Below are 21,454 nucleotides of genomic sequence, written 5' to 3' on the forward strand. Positions count from 1 at the left end.
GAAAACATAGCAAAGCATTGATGGCGACACTCCTATTGGCAGGAATAGTCGATCACTACCTTTCCAACAATTTCAACAGCCGATGTAATGTCAAACCCTCCACTTCCTTCACCGGAGCTTCCGATTCCGAGAAACATGGGGCCGCCGTTTTGTGTAGCCGTGCATATCTCTCCAGGGCTCAGGCTAACTCCCACATGCGCAATCGTTCCGGCAGAAGCTTGACGTCCTGCAAACACCTCGATGCGCCCTCTGCTCGCCGTACACCGATACCCTCTCATACAGTGCGCGCGCTCTGCGCTATTCGCAGAGCCCACGGTGATGGAGGCCGCAGCATCTGTACCTGTTGCTGCTCCGCTCGACCGGCCGTTCGATCTCGGGATGTAGTACCCCGGCTCCGGAACGATCGTGTAAACCGGATGCGATGCTGTTCCGGCCTGCGCAACAGCCAGACCGTTCCCTCCCTTCCATGTGATGGAAGAGATACAGGGGGAGCTCTTCGGCTGCGCTCCACCAGATACAACAATCTGGTTCTGCACTCCCAGGCAATCGGTACTGCCATCGGCGGCGCTCTCAAAGGACAGCTTGCGGATGCTCGCATCGTCAACGCTTAATTTTCCGGTCTTCAACGCAGGAGCCGTTACCGTGCTTGTCCTTGGATCGTAAGTGATCGATCCGTTCTGCAGTCCGAATAAGACGTAGGGCGCCGGATGATCGCAGCCTCGCAGGTCGCAGCCTATTCGGAACAGGATTCCGCCATTCATCGGCGCGTTATCCACCCGGTGAAGAATGGAGTAGGGCCCGCGGTGGATCATCCAGGTGATCGGCTCCAGCGTGCCTCCACAGCCAGCGTAGAGATTGCATGGATTCAAGTTTATCCAGGCAGATGGTCGAAAATTTGCTGAGATTCCCGAGCCGTTGAAGCCCCACATGTCCCCATGATTGTCACCTCCACTTGGAAGTGTGTGTTCAACCACTAGGTTTGCGCGAAAGCGCATCCCGAAGCTTGGATTATGAGGATTCTCAAGGACATCTCCCGCTTGCCATGAAACGGAGTTCGGCTCCAGAGGAACAACGTGGGAGATCTGAGGCCCAATGATCTCTGCTCCTGGGTACAAATGAAAGCCGTAGGACTCACTGGGAAGATCCATCGTCGCGGATGCTGCCGTGCCATCCGGACCAGGCTGCTTCCACCTCAGTGTGCGGTCCGCATCATGGTCGTACTCCGGATCGGAGACTGCCCCGTTGAATCCGGAGTCGCTCGCATCGGCGATTACCACCCGCGGCGCAGCGTTATAGATGGCAGAAGGATTCGCATTGGCAAAATGAGCGGTAACGATCCCATTCTTTCTGACGAGTCTGCTTAGCTTTACCGGCACTCTATAAAGTTGAATCCCATTCTGACGCGTCGAGCCATTGACGTTCCACACATAAACAATATGGTTTGGATCTGTTGCGCCTACGACAAAGTAACTGGTTCGAAAACCGTCTCGGGCGAGATTGCGATCCAGGCTAAGGTAGTTCCCGCACGGCCCTCCCTGCCACAGCGACGAGGGGTTGTGTGAGTCTGTAACGGAGGTTGGATTTGGATTCCTGTGAACAAGCGTCACCTGCTGATGTCCATTTACCAGAGTAGAAATAGCGGAAATGGAAACCTGCTCGGGATACCACCCTCCCGCAAGGCACGCTGTACCAATTTTGAAGGCCCCTCTGGTAAGCTCCACATCGATCCTGATCGTTTCAGAACCGCTTGCTATTGCCACAATGGGTAGCGGCGTCTGGATGATTCCAATACCCGTGGAGGGCTTAAGCTTCTCTTGTGACTCTACCTTGACCGGCAATACATGAGCGGCGGTTCTGTCGACGATGGAATCCAGTCCGGATACGATCCCTGAGATGTCCCCTTTCGAGATATCAAGCAGAAAAGCACCATCGGTCGTCTGCTCCTGGCCAGAGGTAAACACCACGGGCACATGGTTGGCTCCGGGGGCCGCGCCTTCTCCTGCCCTTCCATGAAAATACTGGTCGGACTCACCACCTTCCCTCGTATCAACCGTAAAGCCCTCGTCCGATTGCGCTGTAGCTCCTCCATCCGTATAGGCATAGATATAGTCCCCGCAGGCAACATCGCCGACCGCATGTTTGTGGCACCAGAGATTGTGGGCCTGCGCGATTCCCCGGCTGTTGAAGGTGAGATCTTCAAACCGGTGAATCCGGACAGACCATCCTCCGTTGTTTCCCAGACTGTGCCCCGGCCCGTTGAAGGCTACCGAGGTAAAGTGATCGTCAATCTCAAGTGGCAGAAACTGGTCGAACCTGGAAACTTCAATATCCGGAGAGAGATGTCTGTTGAAGTAATTCACGTTGTCGCGAAAAGACTCCACCCTCTGCGGGCTGCGATAACTTCCCTCCGCTACGCAGTCTTTCCGCAAAGCCGTACCTCCATCAGTGATGCGATCAACATCGCTATGATGAAAGCTCGCTGTGAAACTGGTTGATGTCGCCGACAACACTTTGAGCGTCACACCATTCAGATACGGCGCACGATTGAGTTTTGAGATACTGACTTCCTGTCCTGGCGAGAGCTGGTTCATTCCGGTGAAGGTCACAACATCACCTCTGATTTCTAACGCCGAAATCAGTGCCACGCAGTTCAGCGACACGATCTCGCCATCTCCACCCTCCGGACGTATCACGCTCGTCCTGGCAACCTGTGCCGCGGAGAGCGCGGGGGTCCTTACCCTTCCAGTCACGTCACTCTGGATCGTGGACTCAGGCGGGGTCTGCCCTTTCGCAACGGCTGTAAAAACCATCAGCAGTAAGAAGAACGGAATGATCTTTCCAGACATAGAACTCCCTTTGTTCACATAGGACGCTGCAGAATATGAATGCGAGCGAATCCGTCGCTTTATTAAGACCCGCCTATAATGATTCTGTGGTGAATCTCCCCAAACCATCCCGTCAAAATCCCGGAAATACACTGCTGATCGACGCAGATGACACCCTCTGGGAAAACAATATCTACTTCGAGCGGGCCATTGCAGCTTTCATCTCGTATCTGGCTCACCAGGCACACACTCCCGCACAGATTCGGGAACACCTTAACCACTGTGAACACGCCACCATCGCAGCCCACGGTTACGGCCTGCGCAGCTTCCGCCGATCTCTGGTCAGCTGCTTTGAAGAGCTTTCAGGCACGACGGTGACAGACGATCAGTACCGACGAATTCTCAGCTTCGCGGACTGCATTGCAGAGCACGAGATCGAGCTGCTCCCCAGAGTCGCGGAGACGCTCGAGGAGCTTTCTGCCCGTCATCGCCTGATTCTCGTAACCAAGGGAGATCCCGCCGAACAGACTGGCAAACTGGAACGCTCCGGCCTTGCGCCACACTTCACCGCCGTCGAAGTACTGCCCGAAAAGCATCACGAAGCCTATCTTGCGCTTGCAGCCCATCATCGCTGCGATGCCGCCCGCACGTGGATGATCGGCAACAGCCCGCGTTCAGACATCAATCCGGCGCTGCGTGCAGGCCTGCACGCCATCTTCATTCCACACAGCTTTACCTGGGTTCTGGAGCACGAAGTCGTAACGGTTCCCTCGTCGGAGCAACATCTGCTGGAACTGGAGAACTTCTCCCAGCTCCTGCATCACTTCTAAGTGTCTCCGCTCCGATTACCCTATAGCCGCATCTAAAGAGCTGACATGTCTTCGTCCGTGGCCAATCTTATAGAACAGCGAAGCCGTTTCTTAAGCTTCGTTCAGCGCCGAGTCCACGACCGCAACACCGCCGAAGACATTCTGCAAATGGCATACCTCAAAGCGGTCTCCAACGCCGATACCCTCAAAGTTGGCCGGTCCGCAGATGCATGGTTCTTTCGCATCCTCCGCAATGCAGTTATCGACCATTACCGTCACCAGGCGGTCGAGACACGCACCTTTGAGCCCTGGGAGCCCGGCATCGAGCCTCCGTCCACAACTCCCGACCTGACTCCCGCAAACCTCTGTCCCTGCGTAGCGAAAGCCCTTCACAAGGTTCCAGCCTCCTACCGGGAGATCCTTCGCGAGGTTGATCTGCAGGAGGTCTCCCTGGAGAACTACGCCAAACGCACAGGCATCACTCACGGGAACGCCGCCGTCCGTTCCCACCGCGCCCATCGCTCCCTGCGGGAGAAGCTGATGGATCACTGCGGCTCCTGCGCCCAGGCTGGCTGTCTCGACTGCACTTGCCGCCCTTCCGCCACGCGCCAGTAGCCACACGTCAGTAAGAGTTATGTTCCGGATATTTCTCGTCCGTTAGATCATCGGAAGTGCCTTCCCTGACCCGCGCCATAGGAAGTGGAAAAGAGCCCTGAATCTAAACGCGATCCGGCATAAATTCTTCTATCTGCACTGTTACTCTAACGCCACAGCAAAGGCAGGCGATGCTATACTAAGTCTCGGATTGCTCACCGCTCTTTCTGGACCTGCAGTGCAGAGCCAAACGCGGAGGTGGCGAAATTGGCAGACGCACAAGCTTGAGGTGCTTGCGCCGCAAGGCATAGGGGTTCAAGTCCCCTCCTCCGCACCAATCCAAAACATTCTTCGGAAGGCAGTCTTTTCCCCGATGCTTATCGCTCTCGTCATCATCCATGTCCTGGTCTCCATCTTTATCGTTGGGATCATCCTGGTCCAGCAGGGCAAATCGGCCGATCTCGCTGCTGCCTTCGGTGGCCAGGGTTCACAGACCGCCTTTGGACCGCGAGGAGCTGCCAACCTTCTCACCCGGCTTACCACTTACTCTGCCATCGTCTTCATGCTGACTTCGATCGGCCTTACGATCCTGCTCTCGCGCTCCTCCGAGCACTCGGTGCTCTCGGGCCACCCCACCACTCAGCAGCAGCAGAGCACACCCGCAAAGAAGTAGAACCTTCAGCATCTTCTAACAACGCAGGTTGCGCGCCTGCGTTGTTCGTTTAATCCCTGTACTCTTGACCCATGATCCACGAGATTCTTCCTGTCGGCCTGCTCCAGTGCAACTGCTCCATCCTCGGTGACGAGAAGACCCATGAAGCCATTGTGGTCGACCCCGGCGACGAAATCCCCCGGATTCAGGCGATCCTTGACCGCCACGGCCTGAAGGTCAAGTACATCATCATCACCCACGCCCACATCGATCACATTGCCGGAGCCCAGAAGCTCAAAAAGCTGACCGGAGCGCCCATCTATTACAACGAGAACGATCTTCCACTGGTCAAAATGATGGACGTCCAGGCATCCTGGCTGCAGATGCCCGCTCCCGAGGTCGCGCCCCCTGACGCCTCTCTGACGGAAGGCCAGAACATCTCAGCGGGTAATATTCACGGAAATATCCTCTGCACCCCCGGCCACACCCAGGGCAGCGTCTGCCTCTATGTCCCAGACAATTCCCTGTTGATTGCAGGCGATACCCTTTTCGCAGGCTCCGTCGGTCGAACCGATCTCCCCGGCGGCGACTCCCGCCAGCTTATCCTCTCCATCCATGACAAGATACTCACCCTGCCGGATGAGACGAGGGTAATCCCTGGCCACGGTCCCATCACCACAATCGGCGAAGAGCGCGAGGAAAATCCTTTTCTTCAAACCCTTTAGAATCAATCAATCAATACTTCTACTTCATCAAAGGCTTCACCAGAATCACAGAGTGCAACTCGGAAAATTGAATCTTTTTCCGCCTCTGGAACGTCTCGATCAGATCTCTTCCCGGGCTTCCCTGGCAATGCGCCGTAACTCCGGAAGAATATCTCCCAGCGGAATACCCGGCGCATTCCCTGTACCCAATGCGAAGTATAACTTCCGATAGAGTTGGTACAGCTGCTCATACCGGGCGGCGGCCTTCGGCTCCGGAGCATATGTTTTGAACGGTAGACAAAGTCTGCGCTGTGCCTCTTCGATAGAAGGAAAGACCCCAGCCGCGACAAACGCTATGATTGCCGATCCGAGACTCGTCGGGGTTCCGTTCGGAACCAGCACTGGCTTGTTGAACACATCGGCGTAGACCTGATTCAGTACGGTGTTGTTCTGCGGGATCCCGCCTCCGTTGATGACCCTCTCCACTGGGACACCATGTTCGGCCATGCGCTCCAGAATGATGCGGGTATGGAATGCCGTGCCTTCGATTGCAGCGAACAACTCGTCCTGGGCGGTATGCACCAGATTCCACCCCAGCGTGATTCCACCAAGCTCAGGATTCACCAGGACCGTACGGTCGCCGTTATCCCAGCTCAAACGCAGAAGCCCCGTCTGCCCTGCGCGGTACTGTTCCAGGCCCTTCGCCAGGTCCTTGACTGTGGTTCCCGCACGACGTGCAATGCCGTCGAAGATATCTCCAACAGCCGAGAGCCCTGCTTCGATGCCTGTAAGGTGAGGATTCACACTCCCGGGAACCACTCCGCAGACGCCTGGCACCAACTGCGTCTCTTGCGCCATTGCGATGATGCAGGTTGAAGTGCCGACCACATTGACGACGTCGCCCTCTTTGCATCCCGCTCCGAGCGCATCCCAATGAGCATCAAAGGCGCCGACGGGAATGGGGATCCCGGCCTTGAGGCCCATTTTTGCGGCCCACTCCTCACTCAGCCCTCCATAGATATGATCGGAGGTCAGATACTCGCCACTGATCCTCTCGCGGACTCCTTTCAAAAGAGGATCGACCGCGACCAGGAACTCCTCAGAGGGCAGACCGCCCCACTTCGGGTTCCACATCCACTTATGGCCCATCGCGCATACACTTCGCTTCACGCCGTCAGGGCTCTTTACTCCGGTAAGAACAGCAGCGACCATGTCGCAGTGCTCCAGAGCAGTCGCAAACTTCGCGCGTTTGGCTTCGTCGGCGTGACGGAGCCAATGCAGCAGCTTGGACCACCCCCACTCGTGCGAGTAGACCCCGCCGCACCAGTCGATCGCCTCCAGCTTCATCTCGTGGGCCTTGGCGGTAATCTCCTGCGCCTCACGATGAGCACGGTGATCGCACCACAGGTAATAGTCATCCAGAGGCTGCAGGGAGGAGTCGACCACCACCACGCTCGATCCCGTCGTATCGAGCGCCATGGCGAGGACGTCTTCTCCACGGACGCCTGTCTGCTCCAGCACTTCGCGTGTCGCCTTCACCAGGGCATCCATCTGGTCAGCATGTGACTGTGTCGCAAAGTCCGGATCCTCCCGCCTGCGATGCAGAGGATAATTGGCTACCGCCGTTCCCAGGCGACCGCGCTCTGAATCGAGCAGGGTCACGCGCACACTGAGAGTTCCAAAATCAACACCAGCTACAACAGCCATCTCTTTCCCACCTCTATGCAGAAAACCGAATGATCATTATGCCTAAAGTGAGTTCCTCTGTCCGTAGGTCGCCTTCGCGCCATGCTTGCGGAAGTAGTGCCGGTCCAACAGAGCGCTGGATACGCCACACTGCGAGTTCAGCAGAACCGTCATGAACGCCATCTTCGCCACTGCCTCCAGCACCACGGCATTGTGCGCGGCGTCGTGAGGGTCCTTTCCCCAGACAAACGGAGCGTGCCCCGCTACCAGAACCCCTGGGACAGCCAGAGGATCGATTCCCACGAATCGTTCGATAATTGCCTTGCCTGTATTCAGAACGTAATCGCCGTTGATCTCATCATCCGTCAACTCACGCGTGCACGGAACCGGACCATGGAAGTAGTCCGCATGTGTGGTGCCGAGTGCCGGGATCTCCCGTCCGGCCTGCGCCCAGGAGGTCGCATGCTCACTGTGGGTATGGACGACCGCACCAATCGTCGGAAATGCCTTGTAAAGCTCGATGTGTGTCTTCAGATCACTCGACGGATTGAGCGTGCCCTCGACGATCCTGCCCGAAAGATCGGTGACCACCATGTGCTCCGGCTTCAGGACATCGTAATCCACTCCACTTGGTTTAATGACGACCAGGCCCTGTTCCCGGTCAATCCCGCTTGCGTTCCCAAAGGTATACAGCACCAGGCCCCGGCGAACTACTTCCAGATTGGCCTCAAGGGTCGCTTCTTTCAATCTCTCCAGCATCTACGTTTCCTCTTGCAGTCTCCGTGGCGAACTCCATCCGCTCACGTCTTCTGTGCGGCCTCCCACCGAAGGCACAGCACCACAATAGACTACACATTTTAAGAAAACATTTACTTAACATCGTCTCCAGCGGAAACAATCTGCGGGAATTAGGATATATCCCATCCATCTATGCCCCTCACAAAGTCCGAGGCAGCCCGATCCAGCGGCAGTGTAAAAAAGCTTCGTCTCATCCCGCTGCTCGCCGCGACCTACTTTATGGTCTCGGGCGGCCCATACGATCTCGAAGACATCATCGGCTTCGGTGGATATGGTCATGCTCTATGGCTGCTCTTGCTGCTTCCCTTCTTCTGGAGCTTCCCCACCGCCCTGATGCTGGGCGAACTCGCCGCCGCCGTGCCAGCCGAAGGCGGCTTCTACGCCTGGGTGCGCCGTGCCATGGGGCCGTTCTGGGGATTTCAGGAGGCATGGCTCTCACTCTCCGCTTCGGTCTTCGACATGGCGATCTACCCCACCACGTTCGTGCTCTACCTGGAGCACCTCGCCCCTTCCCTTACGCGAGGGCATCGCGGCCTTTTTCTCGAGCTTGCCGTCGTAGCAGTCGCCGTCCTCTGGAACCTCCGCGGCGCAGCTGCCGTGGGCGAAGGCTCAGTGCGGCTCTGGCTGGTGGCCATCTCGCCTTTTCTCATCCTCATCGGGAGCGCCGTCTATGCCGGACTGCACGCTTCGACAGGGCAGTTTGGAGGACACGCGAGCCTCGCTGCGCCACATGGCAAAGCATTCTCGACCGCAATCCTGGTCGCTATGTGGAACTACATGGGCTGGGACAACGCCACCACCATCGCCAACGAGGTCGAAAATCCGCAGCGCAACTATCCCCGCGTCATTCTGCTGGCAGCCGTGATGGTGATGCTCACATACATCGTTCCCATCGCCGCCGTAGCCTGGGCTGGCATTCCTGCGGAACGTTTCTCGACCGGAGCCTGGGTCGATGCCGGAAACATCCTCGGCGGAACCCTGCTCGCCGGCGCCATCGTCGTCGCCGGCTCGCTCGATGACTTCGGAACCTTTAGCAATCTGACTCTCTCGTACACGCGCCTTCCCCACGCTCTGGCAGAAGACGGTTTCCTCCCCGCCGTCTTCACAAAGAGGCTGGCCAACGGCGCTCCCTGGGTCTCGGTCATCGCCTGCGGAATCTGTTGGGCGCTCGCGCTGGGATTTTCCTTCGAGCGCCTGATTACGATCGACCTGGTCCTGTACGGACTCTCCATGATTCTGGAGTTTGCCGCCCTCATTCTGCTGCGTCGCAATGAACCGTCTCTTCCCCGCCCCTTCAGGATCCCGGGGCCGAACTGGGTGCCCATTCTTCTGGGACTGAGCCCGGCGGCCTTGACTGCGTACGCCCTCTACGCCGCCCACACTGAAATCGTCATGGGGATCCCGGCTCTTACTTTCTCTCTTCTTATCGCCGCTGCAGGCCTTCCTCTTTATTTCGTCACAAAACCGGCGCGAAAAAGAAGAGTTGCCGCATCATTAGGCAACGAGATTCCTCCTAATCCTGAGCAGAAATAAGTGAGTCTCGAAAGAGGTTCATTCCGGGAATACCGATTCGCCGCATATCCATCCTGATGTAGGACATATGCCCGATTGACATCTTTGTTTCACTATAATGAAATCATCCCACTCAGGACTTTACAACCAGTTGAAACAATCGTTTCTCTTCTCTGCATCTCTGGCCTCTCTGTAGCACATTCGGAATTTTTCGGGCGGGATAGCGACTCTGGTACCCGGTGAAGGCAACCGTGTGTCTCCGCCGAAGATTTTGCAAGGAGCAGGATGTTTACCACCGTTTCAAAACAGGATCCGCGTTACCAGGCGCTTGAAAAGGGCAACAATCGCCGCTGGCCTGCCTCGGAGTCGGAATCTGTCAGGCGCATTGAGATTTGCCAGAGCACGGATGAGGTCGCTGAAGCCCTCCAGCAAGCAGTGCGCGCCGGTCTTCGTCCCACCATCCGCTCGGGCGGACATTGCTACGAGGATTTCGTCAACAACAATCCCGGCGGCGTCCTGATCGACGTCAGCATGCTGAACGATATGGATGCATCCGGAAGCGGCCACACCTACAAGATCAGCCCTGGAACCCGGCTCGGCGATGCCTACACTCGCCTCTATAAAGAGCACAACGTAACTTTGCCTGGCGGCTCCTGCTACGGTGTCGGTGCTGGCGGCCACATCTCCGGCGGCGGATACGGTGTTCTCAGCCGCCTGCATGGACTGACCGTCGACTGGCTCAGCGCCGTCGATATCCTAACCGTCGACGCCTCCGGGAAGGTGGTCCACCGCCGCGTCGACAAAAACAAGGATGCCGACCTCTTCCGCGCATGCTGCGGGGCCGGCGGAAACAACTTCGGCCTCATCACCGCCTATTACTTCGACAAGCTCCCTCCGGCACCCAAGCAGGTAGCCAACATCAGCATGTCTTTCCCCTGGGAAGACATGACTCCGGAGCGCTTCGAGACCATACTCACCACTTACGGACATTACCTCGAGACCCGCGGTAAGGATCCCGACACCTGGGGGTTGTTCACCTTTCTCGGGCTCTCCCACCGCCAGTCCGGACGCATCGGCATTTCCGCCCAGTTCTGCAATCCCGACGGCACCTGCAACGACCTTGGTCCGCTCAAGGAGTTCGTGGAGTTCTTCAAGCCCTGCAAGCCACTCGCAGCCGAGCCGCAGTATATGGAGCGCCGCCACTCCCCCGAGGCCGGCAACTCACCGGTCCGCAAGGGACCGAATGGCACGCCTGAGCCCTGCACCGATGCTCACATGAGCCTCGCCTCCTGGTATGAGGCCACGGTTCGCGGAGGCGTCGGCGGAGGCACGCGCGCCAAGTACAAGTCCTGTTACATGAAGCGGACCTTCACCTCGGCTGAGACTCGGACCATCTATAAGCACCTCACCAAAGAGATTCCCGGAGTCCAGTTGAGCGGAATTCTCGCCGTCGATTCTTACGGTGGTGCGGTCAACCGCGCTGAGTTGGCAGACCTCACCTCCATCCCCCAGCGCGCCTCGGTGATGAAGCTGCAGTTCCAGACTTATTGGCAGAACCCCGCCGATGACGCCGTACGCCTCAAGTGGATGCACGATTTCTACAGCGATCTCTACTCCGGGCCCGATGTTGACGAGAAGCACAAAGGAACCCCCTACTGGAACCAGCAATATGAGGGTTGCTATATCAACTATCCGGACGCCGATATGCTCGCCTACCCCTTCTGGCCTCAGCTTTATTATGGCGATCAGGGACTTTACCCCTTCCTTCAGGGGGTCAAAAAGCGTTACGATCCGAATAATATCTTTCACTTCTCGATGTCAGTCCGCGCATAATGCGGACTGACATGATTTCGCGGCCCCGGAGTTCGGCTCCGCGATCCCAGGTTTGATGTTCCGTACGGAGGCTTCTTTGGTTCCACCTCTGAATGCACTGTTGTACAGACAACTACACGACCAGTTCGCTATTCCACGAAACTGCGCCTCTCCGGCAACTGCGTCTGTGCGTTTCGCTCAACAGGAACCAGCCTCTAACTCCTACTCCATCAAGGCTTACAAAAAGGAGCTGAACGTTCCCGGCATAATGACCGGAAAAGCCTCGATTCGGGATCTTCGCGTTTTTCGATGGACATATCTGCCCCCTGAGGCTCACAATTCCTTCTCAAAAAAGCGAATCTGTGTGCCTACGAGCGGCTCTGTCATCGGGATAAATACGATTCAAAAGGAGGAGGGACCTTAAGACAGAGAACCGCTAAAACCGCTCTACCGCGGTAAATAGCCAGGTTCACAACAAGCTCACGGCCGAAGACAGAAAAAAAGCATGGGACAGAACCGAACCGGATCCTCCGTAACGGTCGTATCCGCAAAGTCGAATCCCGACGCGCAGCCGTAGAGGCAACACCCACGTAGTACGAAACTTTTGAGGAGACTATCGATGCAACGAAAACAGGCAATACTTAGTTTTCTGTCCGTCCTTCTCCTGGTCGTCTGTTGTGCTGTATCCAGGGCGCAGACGATCACGGGCAGTATCAACGGCACAGTAACTGACCCCTCGGGCGCCGTCGTTCCCAACGCCCAGGTCACGGCCACCAACGTTGAGACCAACGTCGCCACCCAGACCACGACCAATAACGACGGTATTTACAACATCCGCTTCCTCCAGATCGGACAGTACAAGGTGACGATCACGTCGGCGGGATTCGCCACGTCGACCTACGGTCCGTTCTCCCTGGAAACAGGTCAGAACGCCAAAATCGATGGCAAACTCAGCCTCGAGAACCAGCAGCAGAAGGTTTCGGTCGAAGCCGAAGTTGCTCCCCTCATCAACACCGAGAACCCCACCCTCGCGACGACGCTCGATACACGTGCTATTGAGAACGTTCCTCTCGTCGGCCGCAACCTGACCGCCATCACCATGTTCCTTCCCGGCTCGGTCAGCACCCAGCCCAACAGCTTCGTCAGCAATGCGGCCGTCTCCGGTCCGCTGAGCGGCAACAACCCCAACGGCGGCAGCAGCAGCGCCTCCGTCTCCGTCAACGGAAACCGCCAGCAGGCAAACCAATACCTTCTGGATGGTATGAACATCAACCAGACTCTGGACGACATCATCGGCTATGTTCCTAACGTCGATGCCATCGCCCAGGTCCAGGTCATCTCCTCCAATGCGAGCGCCGAGTACGGCAACGTCAACGGCGGCGACGTTATCTACCAGACCAAGAGCGGAACTAACAACTGGCATGGAAGCGCCTTCTACTTCCTCGGCAACTACAACCTCGATGCCAACAGCTGGAAGAACAACTTCACGCATGTTGCAAAAAACTCCTACACCCGCAACCTCTTCGGCGCAACCTTCGGCGGCCCCATTCTGAAGGACAAGCTCTTCTTCTTCGTCGACTATCAAGGCGGTCGCTTCCACTCCGGTGGTACATCCACGGCGAGCGTCTATACCCAGAAGATGCGCAATGGAGACTTCTCCGAACTCTTGGACCCCCAGATCGTGGGCACCAAGACCGTTCAGCTCTATGACGCCACCCAGCCTGGTCTTCCGGCCTACGCAAACAACCAGGTTCCCGTTGTCAACCCGGCCGCACAGTACCTCTTTGCGCACCCGGAGCTCTATCCGCTTCCTAACTTCGCTCCGAATGCCGGAACGCCCACGGTCAACAACTACCATGGCCTCCAAAAGCAGCGGAACTATGGCAACCAGTTTGATGTGAAGGTCGACTATAGGCTAAGCGACAAGGACAGCATGTTCGTTCGCTACTCCCAGATGGACAGCGGACAGACCACTCTGAGCGCCTTGCCGACCAGCTTCAACAGTGCCCCCACCTTCCCCTTCCGTGGTGTCGCAATCAACGAAGTTCACACCTTCAGCTCCTCGGTCATCAACGAGTTTCGTGCTGGCTACACCCGTGTTCAGAACAATGGAGCCGTCACGCTCGACCCCACAGGCGCCTTTGGTTTGAACGGCAATAGCCTCCTCGGCATCCCTGGCGGTCAGCCGTTTGCTGGCTTCTCTGCTTTGGCCACGGGTAACTCGGCCAGCCCACAGGCCTTCTCGGCTTCCAATGGATCAGGCGATTTCACGACCATCGGAAACTCCAACACAGGCACGAACTACACCCTCAACACCTTCCTCTACGGAGATAACCTGACCTGGTCCAAGAACCGGCACACCTTCAAGTTCGGTGCCCAGTTCCTGCGCCAGCAGCAGAACAACTTCTATCCGGGCAACGATGGCTCGATGGGAGGCTTCTACTACCTCGGCGCGGGAACCGCTCGCGGAACCAGTGGCGGATACACCGGAGCTGACTTCGTCCTCAACCGTGCTGGATTCGTCAGCGTAGGCGGCGTCTCCGGACCGGTCGGTATGCGCTCCTGGCGTAGTGCTTACTTCGCACAGGACGACTGGAAGGTCACCCCAACCCTTACCCTCAACCTCGGCGTTCGCTACGAGTTCGTTCAGCCGATCTATGAGGTCAACAACAAGATGTCAACGATCGATCCGGCCAATCCGTCAGTCGTTCTACTGGCTGGCTCTCCTCAGGCTAAGGCAGCTGGATTCAACCGTGCCCTCGTCGATCCTTACTACGGCAGCGTCATGCCCCGTATCGGCTTCGCCTGGCAGGCAACTCCTCGCCTGGTTGTGCGCGGTGGATATGGCATCCAGAACTTCATGGAAGGAACCGGTGCAAATCTTCGGATGACCACCAATCTACCCTTCCAGGGTTCCTATCAAGCCAGCGGCCTTCAGTCCAATACAGCCAATGGCGGAACTCCCGGACAGTTCTATACCGTACAGAGCGGATTCGGTGCTTCCAGCGGCACCGGCGGAGCAACCGGCGTCGTTTATAACGTCTGGAACAAGAAGATCAAGCCAGCCTTCATCGGAGAGTACAGCTTGACCCTCGAGTACCAGGTTAGCAATACGGCCTCTTTCCAGATCGGCTACGTGGGTGAGTCCGGAGCGCACCTCATCACTGCAAACCGGCGCAATCAGCTCGCAGCTCCATGCGTGATCAATGGAGTGGTTCAGGCATTCCCAAGCGGTGGTTCCCCGCAGCCTGCCGGATGCCCCAAGTCGCCTTTCCAGGACACCCCGGGTGTAGGCTACACGGGCAACATCCGTTATACCGACTCCAACGCAATGATGAACTACAACGCCCTGCAGGCGAGCTTCCGTCAGCGTCTGTCCCATGGTCTGCAGTACACCGCGAACTACACTTATAGCCACGCCATGACGAACAGCCTTGGCTTTTATGGAGCCCCTGGGATCCAGAACGCCAGCGCTTATGCCGAGAACGTCTACAACCTGGGCCTGGATTACGGTCCGACCGGCCAGGACGTTCGCAACGCCATCAACTTCAACCTCGTCTATGATCTTCCTCTGGGCCGTGGTCGCAAGTACGGTGCGAACATGCCTCTGTTCCTGGACGAGATTGTAGGTGGATGGAAGGCCAGCTTGACCGGTGTAGCCTATTCTGGCTTCCCTGTCACCTTCACCGCGAACAACAACTCTCAGGTTAACAGTGGCGCTCAGCGTCCCAACCACTATCGGAAGCTCAAGATCGTCAATCGTTCTATGCACAACTGGTTCGGAACCGATCCGTCAGCAATTCCCTGCACCACCCCGGGCGTCGACAATGGTGTCTGCGCCTATGGTCAACCGGCATTCGGCACCTTCGGCAACGCCCGCGTCGGAGCCGAGCGTGCACCTGGCTACCAGACCTTCGGAGCCTCGGTCACCAAGGACTTCACCATCTGGCACGAGCATCAGATCAACTTCCGAGCTGATGCCGACAACGTGTTCAACCACGCATCATGGGGCAATCCTGCAAGGGATATTACCAACCTGACCAACAGCGGGTTCGGCGACATTCTCAACCAGGGTACGCCGATCCGGTCCAACCCAAGGCAGATGCAGCTGTCGGTCAAGTACCACTTCTAACGCACCATCAACCGAAAGGCCCGGACTCTTTGAGTCCGGGCCTTTTCTACTTTATGCAACGCCAGGAACCGGAGAATCCCGACCTATTTCCTATTCTTTGAATACTTTGCGCAGTTTATACGAGAAGAGGATGCAACCTTACATTCGCTCCGGCGCCTGTATTCCGAGATAGCCTAGCGCCCGCACCATCTCTCGCTGCGCCACAGCTGCAGTCGCCAGATACAGTCCGCGCCGGCCCGGATCGGTCTCATTCAGAATATGGTGTCGGTGATAGAAGTTGTTGAACTGCTGCGCCAGCTGGAAGGCGTAGCGGGCAAGATACGCCGGCTCCGAGGTCGCGATGCACTGCTCGATCATCAGGGTCAGCTTTGAGGCCAGCAGCCACGTCTCCCAGACCGTCGTTCCGGCCTCCCCTTCTAGCATCTCTCCCAGATCGAGCGAAGCAAGTGCGGCGAGCGCCGCCTCTGCCGTCGTCCCCGCCTTGCGAAAGATATTTGCCGCTCGCACGATGGCGTACTGCACATAAGGCCCCGTCTCACCCTCGAAGCTGAGCGCATCTTTGAAGTCGAAGGCTATCACAGTATTGCGCGTATAACGCAGCATGAAATAACGCAGAGCGCCCACGGCGATCTGGCTGGCGATCGTTCTCCGCTCAACCTCGGCGAGATCGGGATGCCGCGCATCGACCTCCGTGCGTGCCGCCGCGATCAACCGATCCAGCAGGTCGTCGGCCTTGACCCCGAATCCCTTTCGTCCACTGACCTCAATGTACGCCCGCCTCTGGTCCTCTTCGCTGACCGTATATCCCAGCTCGAGCGCGCACCGCGGCGTCAGCGCGACCATCTCGTAGGAGAAATGCGTGTAACGGTCAGCCTCTTCTGTGAACCCCATTCCGCGCAGGGCCTGCACCACCTGCGTCTGTGGATCATTCTGCCGCGAGTCAATCACGTTATAGATCGCATCAGCGCGCCCGAAGACCGGATGGTCCGGATCGCTCTCGCCCGAGGTCGAGATCCAGCAGGTATGCGTCGGGTATTCCCGGAATCTGCGATAGCCGAAGTCCTTGCCCTGCAGCAGCCCGAACTTCCAGAGGTGGTACGCAATGTCTTTGCCGACGTAGGTCACAGTGCCGTTCGAACGAACGATAACCTTGGCGTCTTCATCCGGACCATCGGCTGGATCGGCTTCCGTCTGCGCTCCATTGACAGGAGCGCGCCGCATCACCCAACAGCCCTTATTCTTGCCCTCGGTCTCGAGATAGAGCACCCCTTTCTCGATCATCAACTGGCGAGCCGCATCCCAGAAGTGAAGATGAAGAATCTCGCTCTCGCGGGGCAGAAAGTCATATTCGATCGAGAGCCGCGCCATCGTCTCGAGATGCCTGCGCAGGACCGCAGTCGCGATCAGATCTGCAATCTCTGCCGTGTCGTTTCCACCCCGTTCGATGGCGTGAAGCGTCTCCAACCGCAGCTGCTTGCGCGCCGCCGCCTGGCTCTCGTCCTGGGTGTACCACTGCGAGACGCGGGCATAGAGATCCCAGCAGTAAAAATCGATCCGCTCTCCCTTTTCGTTCAGCTCGGTTAGTAATGCGCGGGTTCCGGTCAGATCGAGCCCCGCAAGATGAATAAGGCCGACCACGACATCCGCAACCTGCACGCCGGTATTGTCGATGTAATTTTGAACACCGACCTCGTAGCCGCTCTTGTAATCGTCCCGGCGAAGAAGGCGCTGGAAGGTATCGCCAAGGATCGCGTTCCGCAGGTGCCCAATATGGGCAGCCTTGTTGGGATTGATGCTCGTATGTTCCACCAGCCGGAATCCAGGACCGCCGACATCGGCATGCCGGTCCTGGGCCATCTCACGTGCGATGGCGGCGCGATTCAGGCGCACGTTGAGATACCCTGCGCCAGCAACCTCAACCGAGGCGACTCCTTCGGGCAACGCGACGGAAAGCTCCGCGACCAGTTCAGTTGCAATCGCCCGCGGCGCTTTTCTCAGGCGCTTGGCCAGCTCAAAGGCGACCGGCAAAGCAAGTTCGCCCAGTGCAATGGACGGCGGTTGCTCTACGGCCAGGTTGGCAAGACTGACGTCATATTTCGCACCGAGGATAGCCTGAATGCGGACGAGAAGAGACTGTTGAACGATACGATACATGCGCTGGAGATCACCGCTCGGTTGGGGTTTTATTCAGTTTACGCGACTGAAGTCAGCCTTTCAGCGTCGCGAGACTTCTTTGATTGCCAGGCATTCGTTCAGGCGGTCTGAGCCGTCGAGATTCGCGAGAAGCACAGGCGCAGCAGTGTGTGCGTTACCTGGTCGTAGTCGTGCCGCAGAACCTCGCCTTCATGGAGAAAGTTACCGGTTACCGGCTCGACTCCGAGCTGGCGGATGCGGTCAAGGTCCGTGACAATAGGCTCCTGCCCCTCCCGGGCGTACTGGGCGAGGGTCCCAGGTGAGATAGGGGCGGTGTTGATCAATGCATAGTCAAAGAGATCTTTTCCTGCGCCACCTGCATGTTCCAGGATCTTCTCGATATGCTGCGAGGCTGTAAGTCCCAGAGACTCGTTTGCCTGCGTCATCAGATTGCAGATAAGCACACGGGTAGCCCGCGAGGCGGCGATCGCCTCCGGGATGCCTCGAACCAGCAGGTTGGTGACGAGAGAGGTATAGAGCGATCCGGGGCCAAGCGTTATCAGATCGGCGTTGGCGATGGCGTCAAGCGTTTCCGGTAGGGGATCAACCTCAGCAGGGTCCAGCATCAGTTCGACGATGTTCCTCTTGCTTCTGGTGATATTGGTCTCTCCCCGGACGAGAGAACCATCGTCCATCTGCGCGGCGAGCGTGACATTCGTCGTGGTGGCGGGAAAGATACGTCCGCGAATGGCCAGAATGTGAGAAGAAGTCTGGACGGCCTGGGCGAAGTCACCGGTGATATGGCACAAAGCCGCCAGGAAAAGATTTCCGAAGCTGTGGCCCTGGAGCTCTCCCTGGTCGAAACGATATTTAAACAGCTTGGCCAGCGTGTACTCATCTTCCGAGAGGGCCACCATGCAGTTGCGGATATCGCCCGGAGGAAGGATATTAAGATCGTCCCGGAGGCGGCCTGACGATCCGCCATCGTCTGTCACGGTCACAACGGCGGCAAGCTCACTGATCAGGTGGCTGGAAACCGCAGAAGATTTGCTGGCATCCTCTGCGCGGGGCCGTCTGCGCCTCTCTTGTATGGGAACATAGCGTTTTAGGCCACGCAGAAGAGTGGAAAGCCCCGTTCCTCCGCCGATCGCAACGACCCGAAGCGGTCTCTCGACCTGTCCAATTGGCTTGAAAGAACTCAAAAGCACCCCTTTGTCAGTGCACGAGCTTGCATCCATGGTACTGGACGGAGTAGTCGACCGCACAGAGGTGCGCTAAACGTTGAATCAGACCTCGGGGTAGAGTAGTTCGGTAAAGCGAGGATCATCCGCCATATCCTGAAAGTCGGAGTCTGCGCGCGCCTGAATGCGGTTGCGTGGATTGCGGCGAATCGCCTCGGTCAGATGCTCCAGGCAGGTATGGGAATCGCCCGTCATGGAGGCGATTACGGCGAGCCCATAGAAGGCATAGTCGGCATCGCCGTTCTGCTTCAGAATTGTCTGGAACTGCTCCTTCGCATCTTCGTAGTGACCGTCATTCAACAGGGACACTGCGTAGTCATAGTGTTCCTCGTGACTGACGAACCTGGTCTCGCGCTTCTCCAGTTGCGCATTGGACGCATTGATATACATGCGAATGCGATCGGAGAGATTGCCTGCCCCGGCGACCAGGAGCTTCTCAAATGCGGTGCGGGCCTTCTCGAACTTGCCCTCCTGCATGAGCCGGACGGCAGCCTCATAGCCAGCAAGCAGCTGAGCCTGCGATGGATCGTTCGCCGGGGTAACAGCACCAGCAAGGGTGCGAGTGGAACGCTTGGAAGCTGTAGCGGTCTTTGTGGTCTGTGCCATGATTTGTCGTCTCGCCTTGAGGCGCACTCCTCAGTCTGACATTGTATCGACGGACTGAATTCATATATTTTCGGATTTATACCCACCAATGGGGTTCAGGTCAACTCCCAGATAGTGTCAGACTTCCTGCAGCTCCACTTATCCTGCCTTATATTTTATGTTTGTAGATCGCCGGATTCAGCTCCGGATCGTTGTACATCTTCATCTGACGATAGAGCTTGAATCGCCGCTTCCCGGAGGCAGCATCGTGCAAAAAGGCCCCGAGGGCCATTGTGAGGTCGCTCCGCTGCTCCAGAAGGACCCCCAGCCGTTGGAGGTTTCGCTGCCGGTGCGCATCACCTGCATCCGTGCGCTCCGCCTGTTCACGTGTGTGGAAGATTTTGAGTGCGAGGATCGAGAGCCGGTCGATCATCATTCCCGGGGTTTCTGAGTGTAGCGGCGCATGAGGAGACGCGCGCATAACGTCATCAAGCAAAGAGAGAAACTTCAGGTCGATCTTTTCAATCAGGTCGTTGCGGTATTGGTTCAGGCGATCGATGGAATGTTTGACGGCTGCAATCTCCGTATCGGATGCGTGGGGATCGCGTGCCTTGTCTTCCTCATGCCAGAGATCGAAGTTGGCACGATGCTGCGCTACAGTCAGGTCGGCCAAGGCTTCTGATACGTCGGATACAGGGGGGAGAGAACGGTGCCAAATCTCCGTTCTCTCATCCTGCATGCGGGTTAGGTCAGTGACATTCGGCAGCTGTACGTTCATGTCTTAAAACAAGACTTTACCAGCTTGCAATCCCACAGCTCTTGCAGGAAAGAGTTGGAACCCGCAGACTAAGGAGAGACATGCCCTCCTCCCCCATGAAGAAGGAACTCAGCTCAGCCCGGCGTGTGCTCATCTATCGGCTGGGAAGCCTGGGCGACACACTGATTGCGCTGCCGGCTCTGCACCTTGTGAAGAGGGCCTTTCCGCAGGCAGAACGGCGCATGCTGACCAACATCCCGGTCAATGCCAAAGCGCCTCCGGTCGCGGCTATTCTAGAAAATACGGATCTGGTCCAGGGCTACTTTCGCTACACCGTAGGGACCCGCAGCGCTGTCGATCTGGCCCGTCTGTGGTGGACGCTGGTGCAATGGCGGCCAGATGTCCTGGTGTACCTGGGTTCGGCCCGCGGCGTCGCTTCTGCAAAGAGAGACGATAACTTCTTCCGGCTCTGTGGAATCCGTTATCGATTCGGTGTTCCCCTCACCGAGGACATGCAACAGAACAGATGGGATGATTCAACACAGTCTTTCGAACCCGAGGCCTCACGGCTCGTGCGCAATCTGGGCGAGCTCGGCAGCGGCGACCTGAACGCCCCGGAAAGCTGGGATCTGCATCTTTCCTCCCAGGAAATCTCACGCGCGGATGAAGCCCTCGCGGATCTGGAAGGTCGGCCCATCATCGCTGTCAGCGTAGGGACGAAGGTGCAATCGAAGGACTGGGGACGCGAAAACTGGCGTGAACTGTTGAATCGCCTCGCACTGCTCTATCCCGGTTATGCGCTGGCTCTGGCAGGCGCTCCTGAAGAGAGCGAAAGCAGCGATTTCGCAGCTGAGGGCTGGCGCACTGCAGGAGGCGGACCCGTCACAAATTTATGTGGCCGCCTTAAGCCACGGGAAAGCGCGGCGGCTTTTCGTCGTGCTCGGGTCTTCATCGGGCACGACAGCGGGCCGATGCACCTGGCCGCTTCTGTTCAGACGCCGTGCATCGCTATATTTGCAGCTCGAAACAAGCCACGCATCTGGTTCCCGTATGGAAAGAATCATCGGGTGCTCTATCACAAGACAGATTGCTGGGGATGCGGCCTGGAGACCTGCATCGTTGAGAAAAAACGTTGTCTTACATCAATCACAGTGAATGAGGTTGTCGAGCAGGTGCGCTCTGTTCTGGGGTAATGCCACCGAAGGTCGTTTACA

General features: G+C 57.3%; 15 protein-coding genes and 1 tRNA gene. 9 read left to right on the forward strand and 7 right to left on the reverse strand.

What is annotated here, in order from left to right; translation table 11 throughout:
* Positions 1–32 precede the first annotated feature (32 nt).
* The gene (locus GWR55_RS05065) at positions 33–2,846 is read right to left on the reverse strand and encodes a hypothetical protein (protein ID WP_162401284.1); all 2,814 of its coding nucleotides are present in this window, start codon (positions 2,844–2,846) and stop codon (positions 33–35) included.
* Between the two features lie 86 nt (positions 2,847–2,932).
* On the opposite strand from GWR55_RS05065, the gene GWR55_RS05070 reads away from it, so the two are divergent.
* The 5 genes from GWR55_RS05070 to GWR55_RS05090 all read left to right on the forward strand — a co-directional run bounded on the left by GWR55_RS05070 (position 2,933) and on the right by GWR55_RS05090 (position 5,605).
* Positions 2,933–3,655 carry an HAD family hydrolase gene (locus GWR55_RS05070; RefSeq protein ID WP_238398654.1) on the forward strand — a complete coding sequence of 241 codons (723 nt, stop codon included), beginning with the start codon at positions 2,933–2,935 and terminating at the stop codon, positions 3,653–3,655.
* A gap of 45 nt (positions 3,656–3,700) precedes the next feature.
* Positions 3,701–4,249, forward strand: a complete 549-nt coding sequence (locus GWR55_RS05075) for an RNA polymerase sigma factor (RefSeq protein ID WP_162401286.1) — start codon at positions 3,701–3,703, stop codon at positions 4,247–4,249.
* 231 nt (positions 4,250–4,480) lie between these two features.
* Positions 4,481–4,565: transfer RNA gene (locus tag GWR55_RS05080), tRNA-Leu, on the forward strand.
* A 36-nt stretch (positions 4,566–4,601) separates the two neighbouring features.
* Complete coding sequence (gene secG / locus GWR55_RS05085; RefSeq protein WP_162401287.1) at positions 4,602–4,901, forward strand: preprotein translocase subunit SecG; 300 nt, start codon at positions 4,602–4,604, stop codon at positions 4,899–4,901.
* 71 nt (positions 4,902–4,972) lie between these two features.
* Positions 4,973–5,605: an MBL fold metallo-hydrolase gene (locus tag GWR55_RS05090; protein WP_162401288.1), complete on the forward strand. Its 633-nt coding sequence runs from the start codon at positions 4,973–4,975 to the stop codon at positions 5,603–5,605.
* A gap of 99 nt (positions 5,606–5,704) precedes the next feature.
* Here the strand turns inward: GWR55_RS05090 and GWR55_RS05095 are convergent, their stop codons facing one another.
* Positions 5,705–7,291 (reverse strand): ribulokinase, encoded by a 1,587-nt coding sequence (locus tag GWR55_RS05095; RefSeq protein ID WP_162401289.1) that lies wholly within the window; start codon positions 7,289–7,291, stop codon positions 5,705–5,707.
* 42 nt (positions 7,292–7,333) lie between these two features.
* The gene (locus GWR55_RS05100; protein ID WP_162401290.1) at positions 7,334–8,029 is read right to left on the reverse strand and encodes an L-ribulose-5-phosphate 4-epimerase; all 696 of its coding nucleotides are present in this window, start codon (positions 8,027–8,029) and stop codon (positions 7,334–7,336) included.
* Positions 8,030–8,200: 171 nt separating this feature from the next.
* Here GWR55_RS05100 and GWR55_RS05105 point away from each other — a divergent pair, with 171 nt between their 5' ends.
* The 3 genes from GWR55_RS05105 (at position 8,201) to GWR55_RS05115 (ending at position 15,524) form a co-directional block, all read left to right on the forward strand.
* Positions 8,201–9,601, forward strand: a complete 1,401-nt coding sequence (locus GWR55_RS05105; protein WP_162401291.1) for an APC family permease — start codon at positions 8,201–8,203, stop codon at positions 9,599–9,601.
* Between the two features lie 264 nt (positions 9,602–9,865).
* Entirely contained in the window at positions 9,866–11,413 is a 1,548-nt protein-coding gene (locus GWR55_RS05110) for an FAD-binding oxidoreductase (RefSeq protein ID WP_162401292.1), read from the forward strand.
* Positions 11,414–12,011: 598 nt separating this feature from the next.
* Positions 12,012–15,524 carry a TonB-dependent receptor gene (locus GWR55_RS05115; protein WP_162401293.1) on the forward strand — a complete coding sequence of 1,171 codons (3,513 nt, stop codon included), beginning with the start codon at positions 12,012–12,014 and terminating at the stop codon, positions 15,522–15,524.
* 138 nt (positions 15,525–15,662) lie between these two features.
* Here GWR55_RS05115 and GWR55_RS05120 read toward each other — a convergent pair whose 3' ends face one another.
* The 4 genes from GWR55_RS05120 to GWR55_RS05135 form a co-directional block, all read right to left on the reverse strand.
* Positions 15,663–17,678 carry an arginine--tRNA ligase gene (locus GWR55_RS05120; RefSeq protein WP_162401294.1) on the reverse strand — a complete coding sequence of 672 codons (2,016 nt, stop codon included), beginning with the start codon at positions 17,676–17,678 and terminating at the stop codon, positions 15,663–15,665.
* 98 nt (positions 17,679–17,776) lie between these two features.
* A complete protein-coding gene (yvcK, locus tag GWR55_RS05125) occupies positions 17,777–18,859 on the reverse strand; it encodes a gluconeogenesis factor YvcK family protein (protein ID WP_238398655.1) in 1,083 nt (360 codons plus the stop codon).
* A gap of 84 nt (positions 18,860–18,943) precedes the next feature.
* Positions 18,944–19,504 carry a tetratricopeptide repeat protein gene (locus GWR55_RS05130; protein WP_162401296.1) on the reverse strand — a complete coding sequence of 187 codons (561 nt, stop codon included), beginning with the start codon at positions 19,502–19,504 and terminating at the stop codon, positions 18,944–18,946.
* Between the two features lie 148 nt (positions 19,505–19,652).
* A complete protein-coding gene (locus GWR55_RS05135; RefSeq protein ID WP_162401297.1) occupies positions 19,653–20,261 on the reverse strand; it encodes a DUF4254 domain-containing protein in 609 nt (202 codons plus the stop codon).
* Between the two features lie 80 nt (positions 20,262–20,341).
* Between GWR55_RS05135 and GWR55_RS05140 the strand changes: the two genes are divergently transcribed.
* On the forward strand, positions 20,342–21,433 hold the full coding sequence (locus GWR55_RS05140) for a glycosyltransferase family 9 protein (protein WP_238398656.1): 1,092 nt from the start codon (positions 20,342–20,344) through the stop codon (positions 21,431–21,433).
* The last annotated feature ends 21 nt before the right edge of the window (positions 21,434–21,454 follow it).

Source organism: Edaphobacter sp. 12200R-103 (assembly GCF_010093025.1).
Taxonomy (GTDB): domain Bacteria; phylum Acidobacteriota; class Terriglobia; order Terriglobales; family Acidobacteriaceae; genus Edaphobacter.

Bases quoted from the DNA above. Each gene is read 5' to 3' on its own strand.
- GWR55_RS05115 (WP_162401293.1), top strand. From the start codon at position 12,012: ATGCAACGAAAACAGGCAATACTTAGTTTTCTGTCCGTCCTTCTCCTG.
- GWR55_RS05100 (WP_162401290.1), bottom strand. From the start codon at position 8,029: ATGCTGGAGAGATTGAAAGAAGCGACCCTTGAGGCCAATCTGGAAGTA.
- GWR55_RS05140 (WP_238398656.1), top strand. From the start codon at position 20,342: ATGCCCTCCTCCCCCATGAAGAAGGAACTCAGCTCAGCCCGGCGTGTG.
- GWR55_RS05090 (WP_162401288.1), top strand. From the start codon at position 4,973: ATGATCCACGAGATTCTTCCTGTCGGCCTGCTCCAGTGCAACTGCTCC.
- GWR55_RS05135 (WP_162401297.1), bottom strand. From the start codon at position 20,261: ATGAACGTACAGCTGCCGAATGTCACTGACCTAACCCGCATGCAGGAT.
- GWR55_RS05075 (WP_162401286.1), top strand. From the start codon at position 3,701: ATGTCTTCGTCCGTGGCCAATCTTATAGAACAGCGAAGCCGTTTCTTA.
- GWR55_RS05130 (WP_162401296.1), bottom strand. From the start codon at position 19,504: ATGGCACAGACCACAAAGACCGCTACAGCTTCCAAGCGTTCCACTCGC.
- GWR55_RS05110 (WP_162401292.1), top strand. From the start codon at position 9,866: ATGTTTACCACCGTTTCAAAACAGGATCCGCGTTACCAGGCGCTTGAA.
- GWR55_RS05065 (WP_162401284.1), bottom strand. From the start codon at position 2,846: ATGTCTGGAAAGATCATTCCGTTCTTCTTACTGCTGATGGTTTTTACA.
- GWR55_RS05105 (WP_162401291.1), top strand. From the start codon at position 8,201: ATGCCCCTCACAAAGTCCGAGGCAGCCCGATCCAGCGGCAGTGTAAAA.
- GWR55_RS05120 (WP_162401294.1), bottom strand. From the start codon at position 17,678: ATGTATCGTATCGTTCAACAGTCTCTTCTCGTCCGCATTCAGGCTATC.
- GWR55_RS05095 (WP_162401289.1), bottom strand. From the start codon at position 7,291: ATGGCTGTTGTAGCTGGTGTTGATTTTGGAACTCTCAGTGTGCGCGTG.
- secG (WP_162401287.1), top strand. From the start codon at position 4,602: ATGCTTATCGCTCTCGTCATCATCCATGTCCTGGTCTCCATCTTTATC.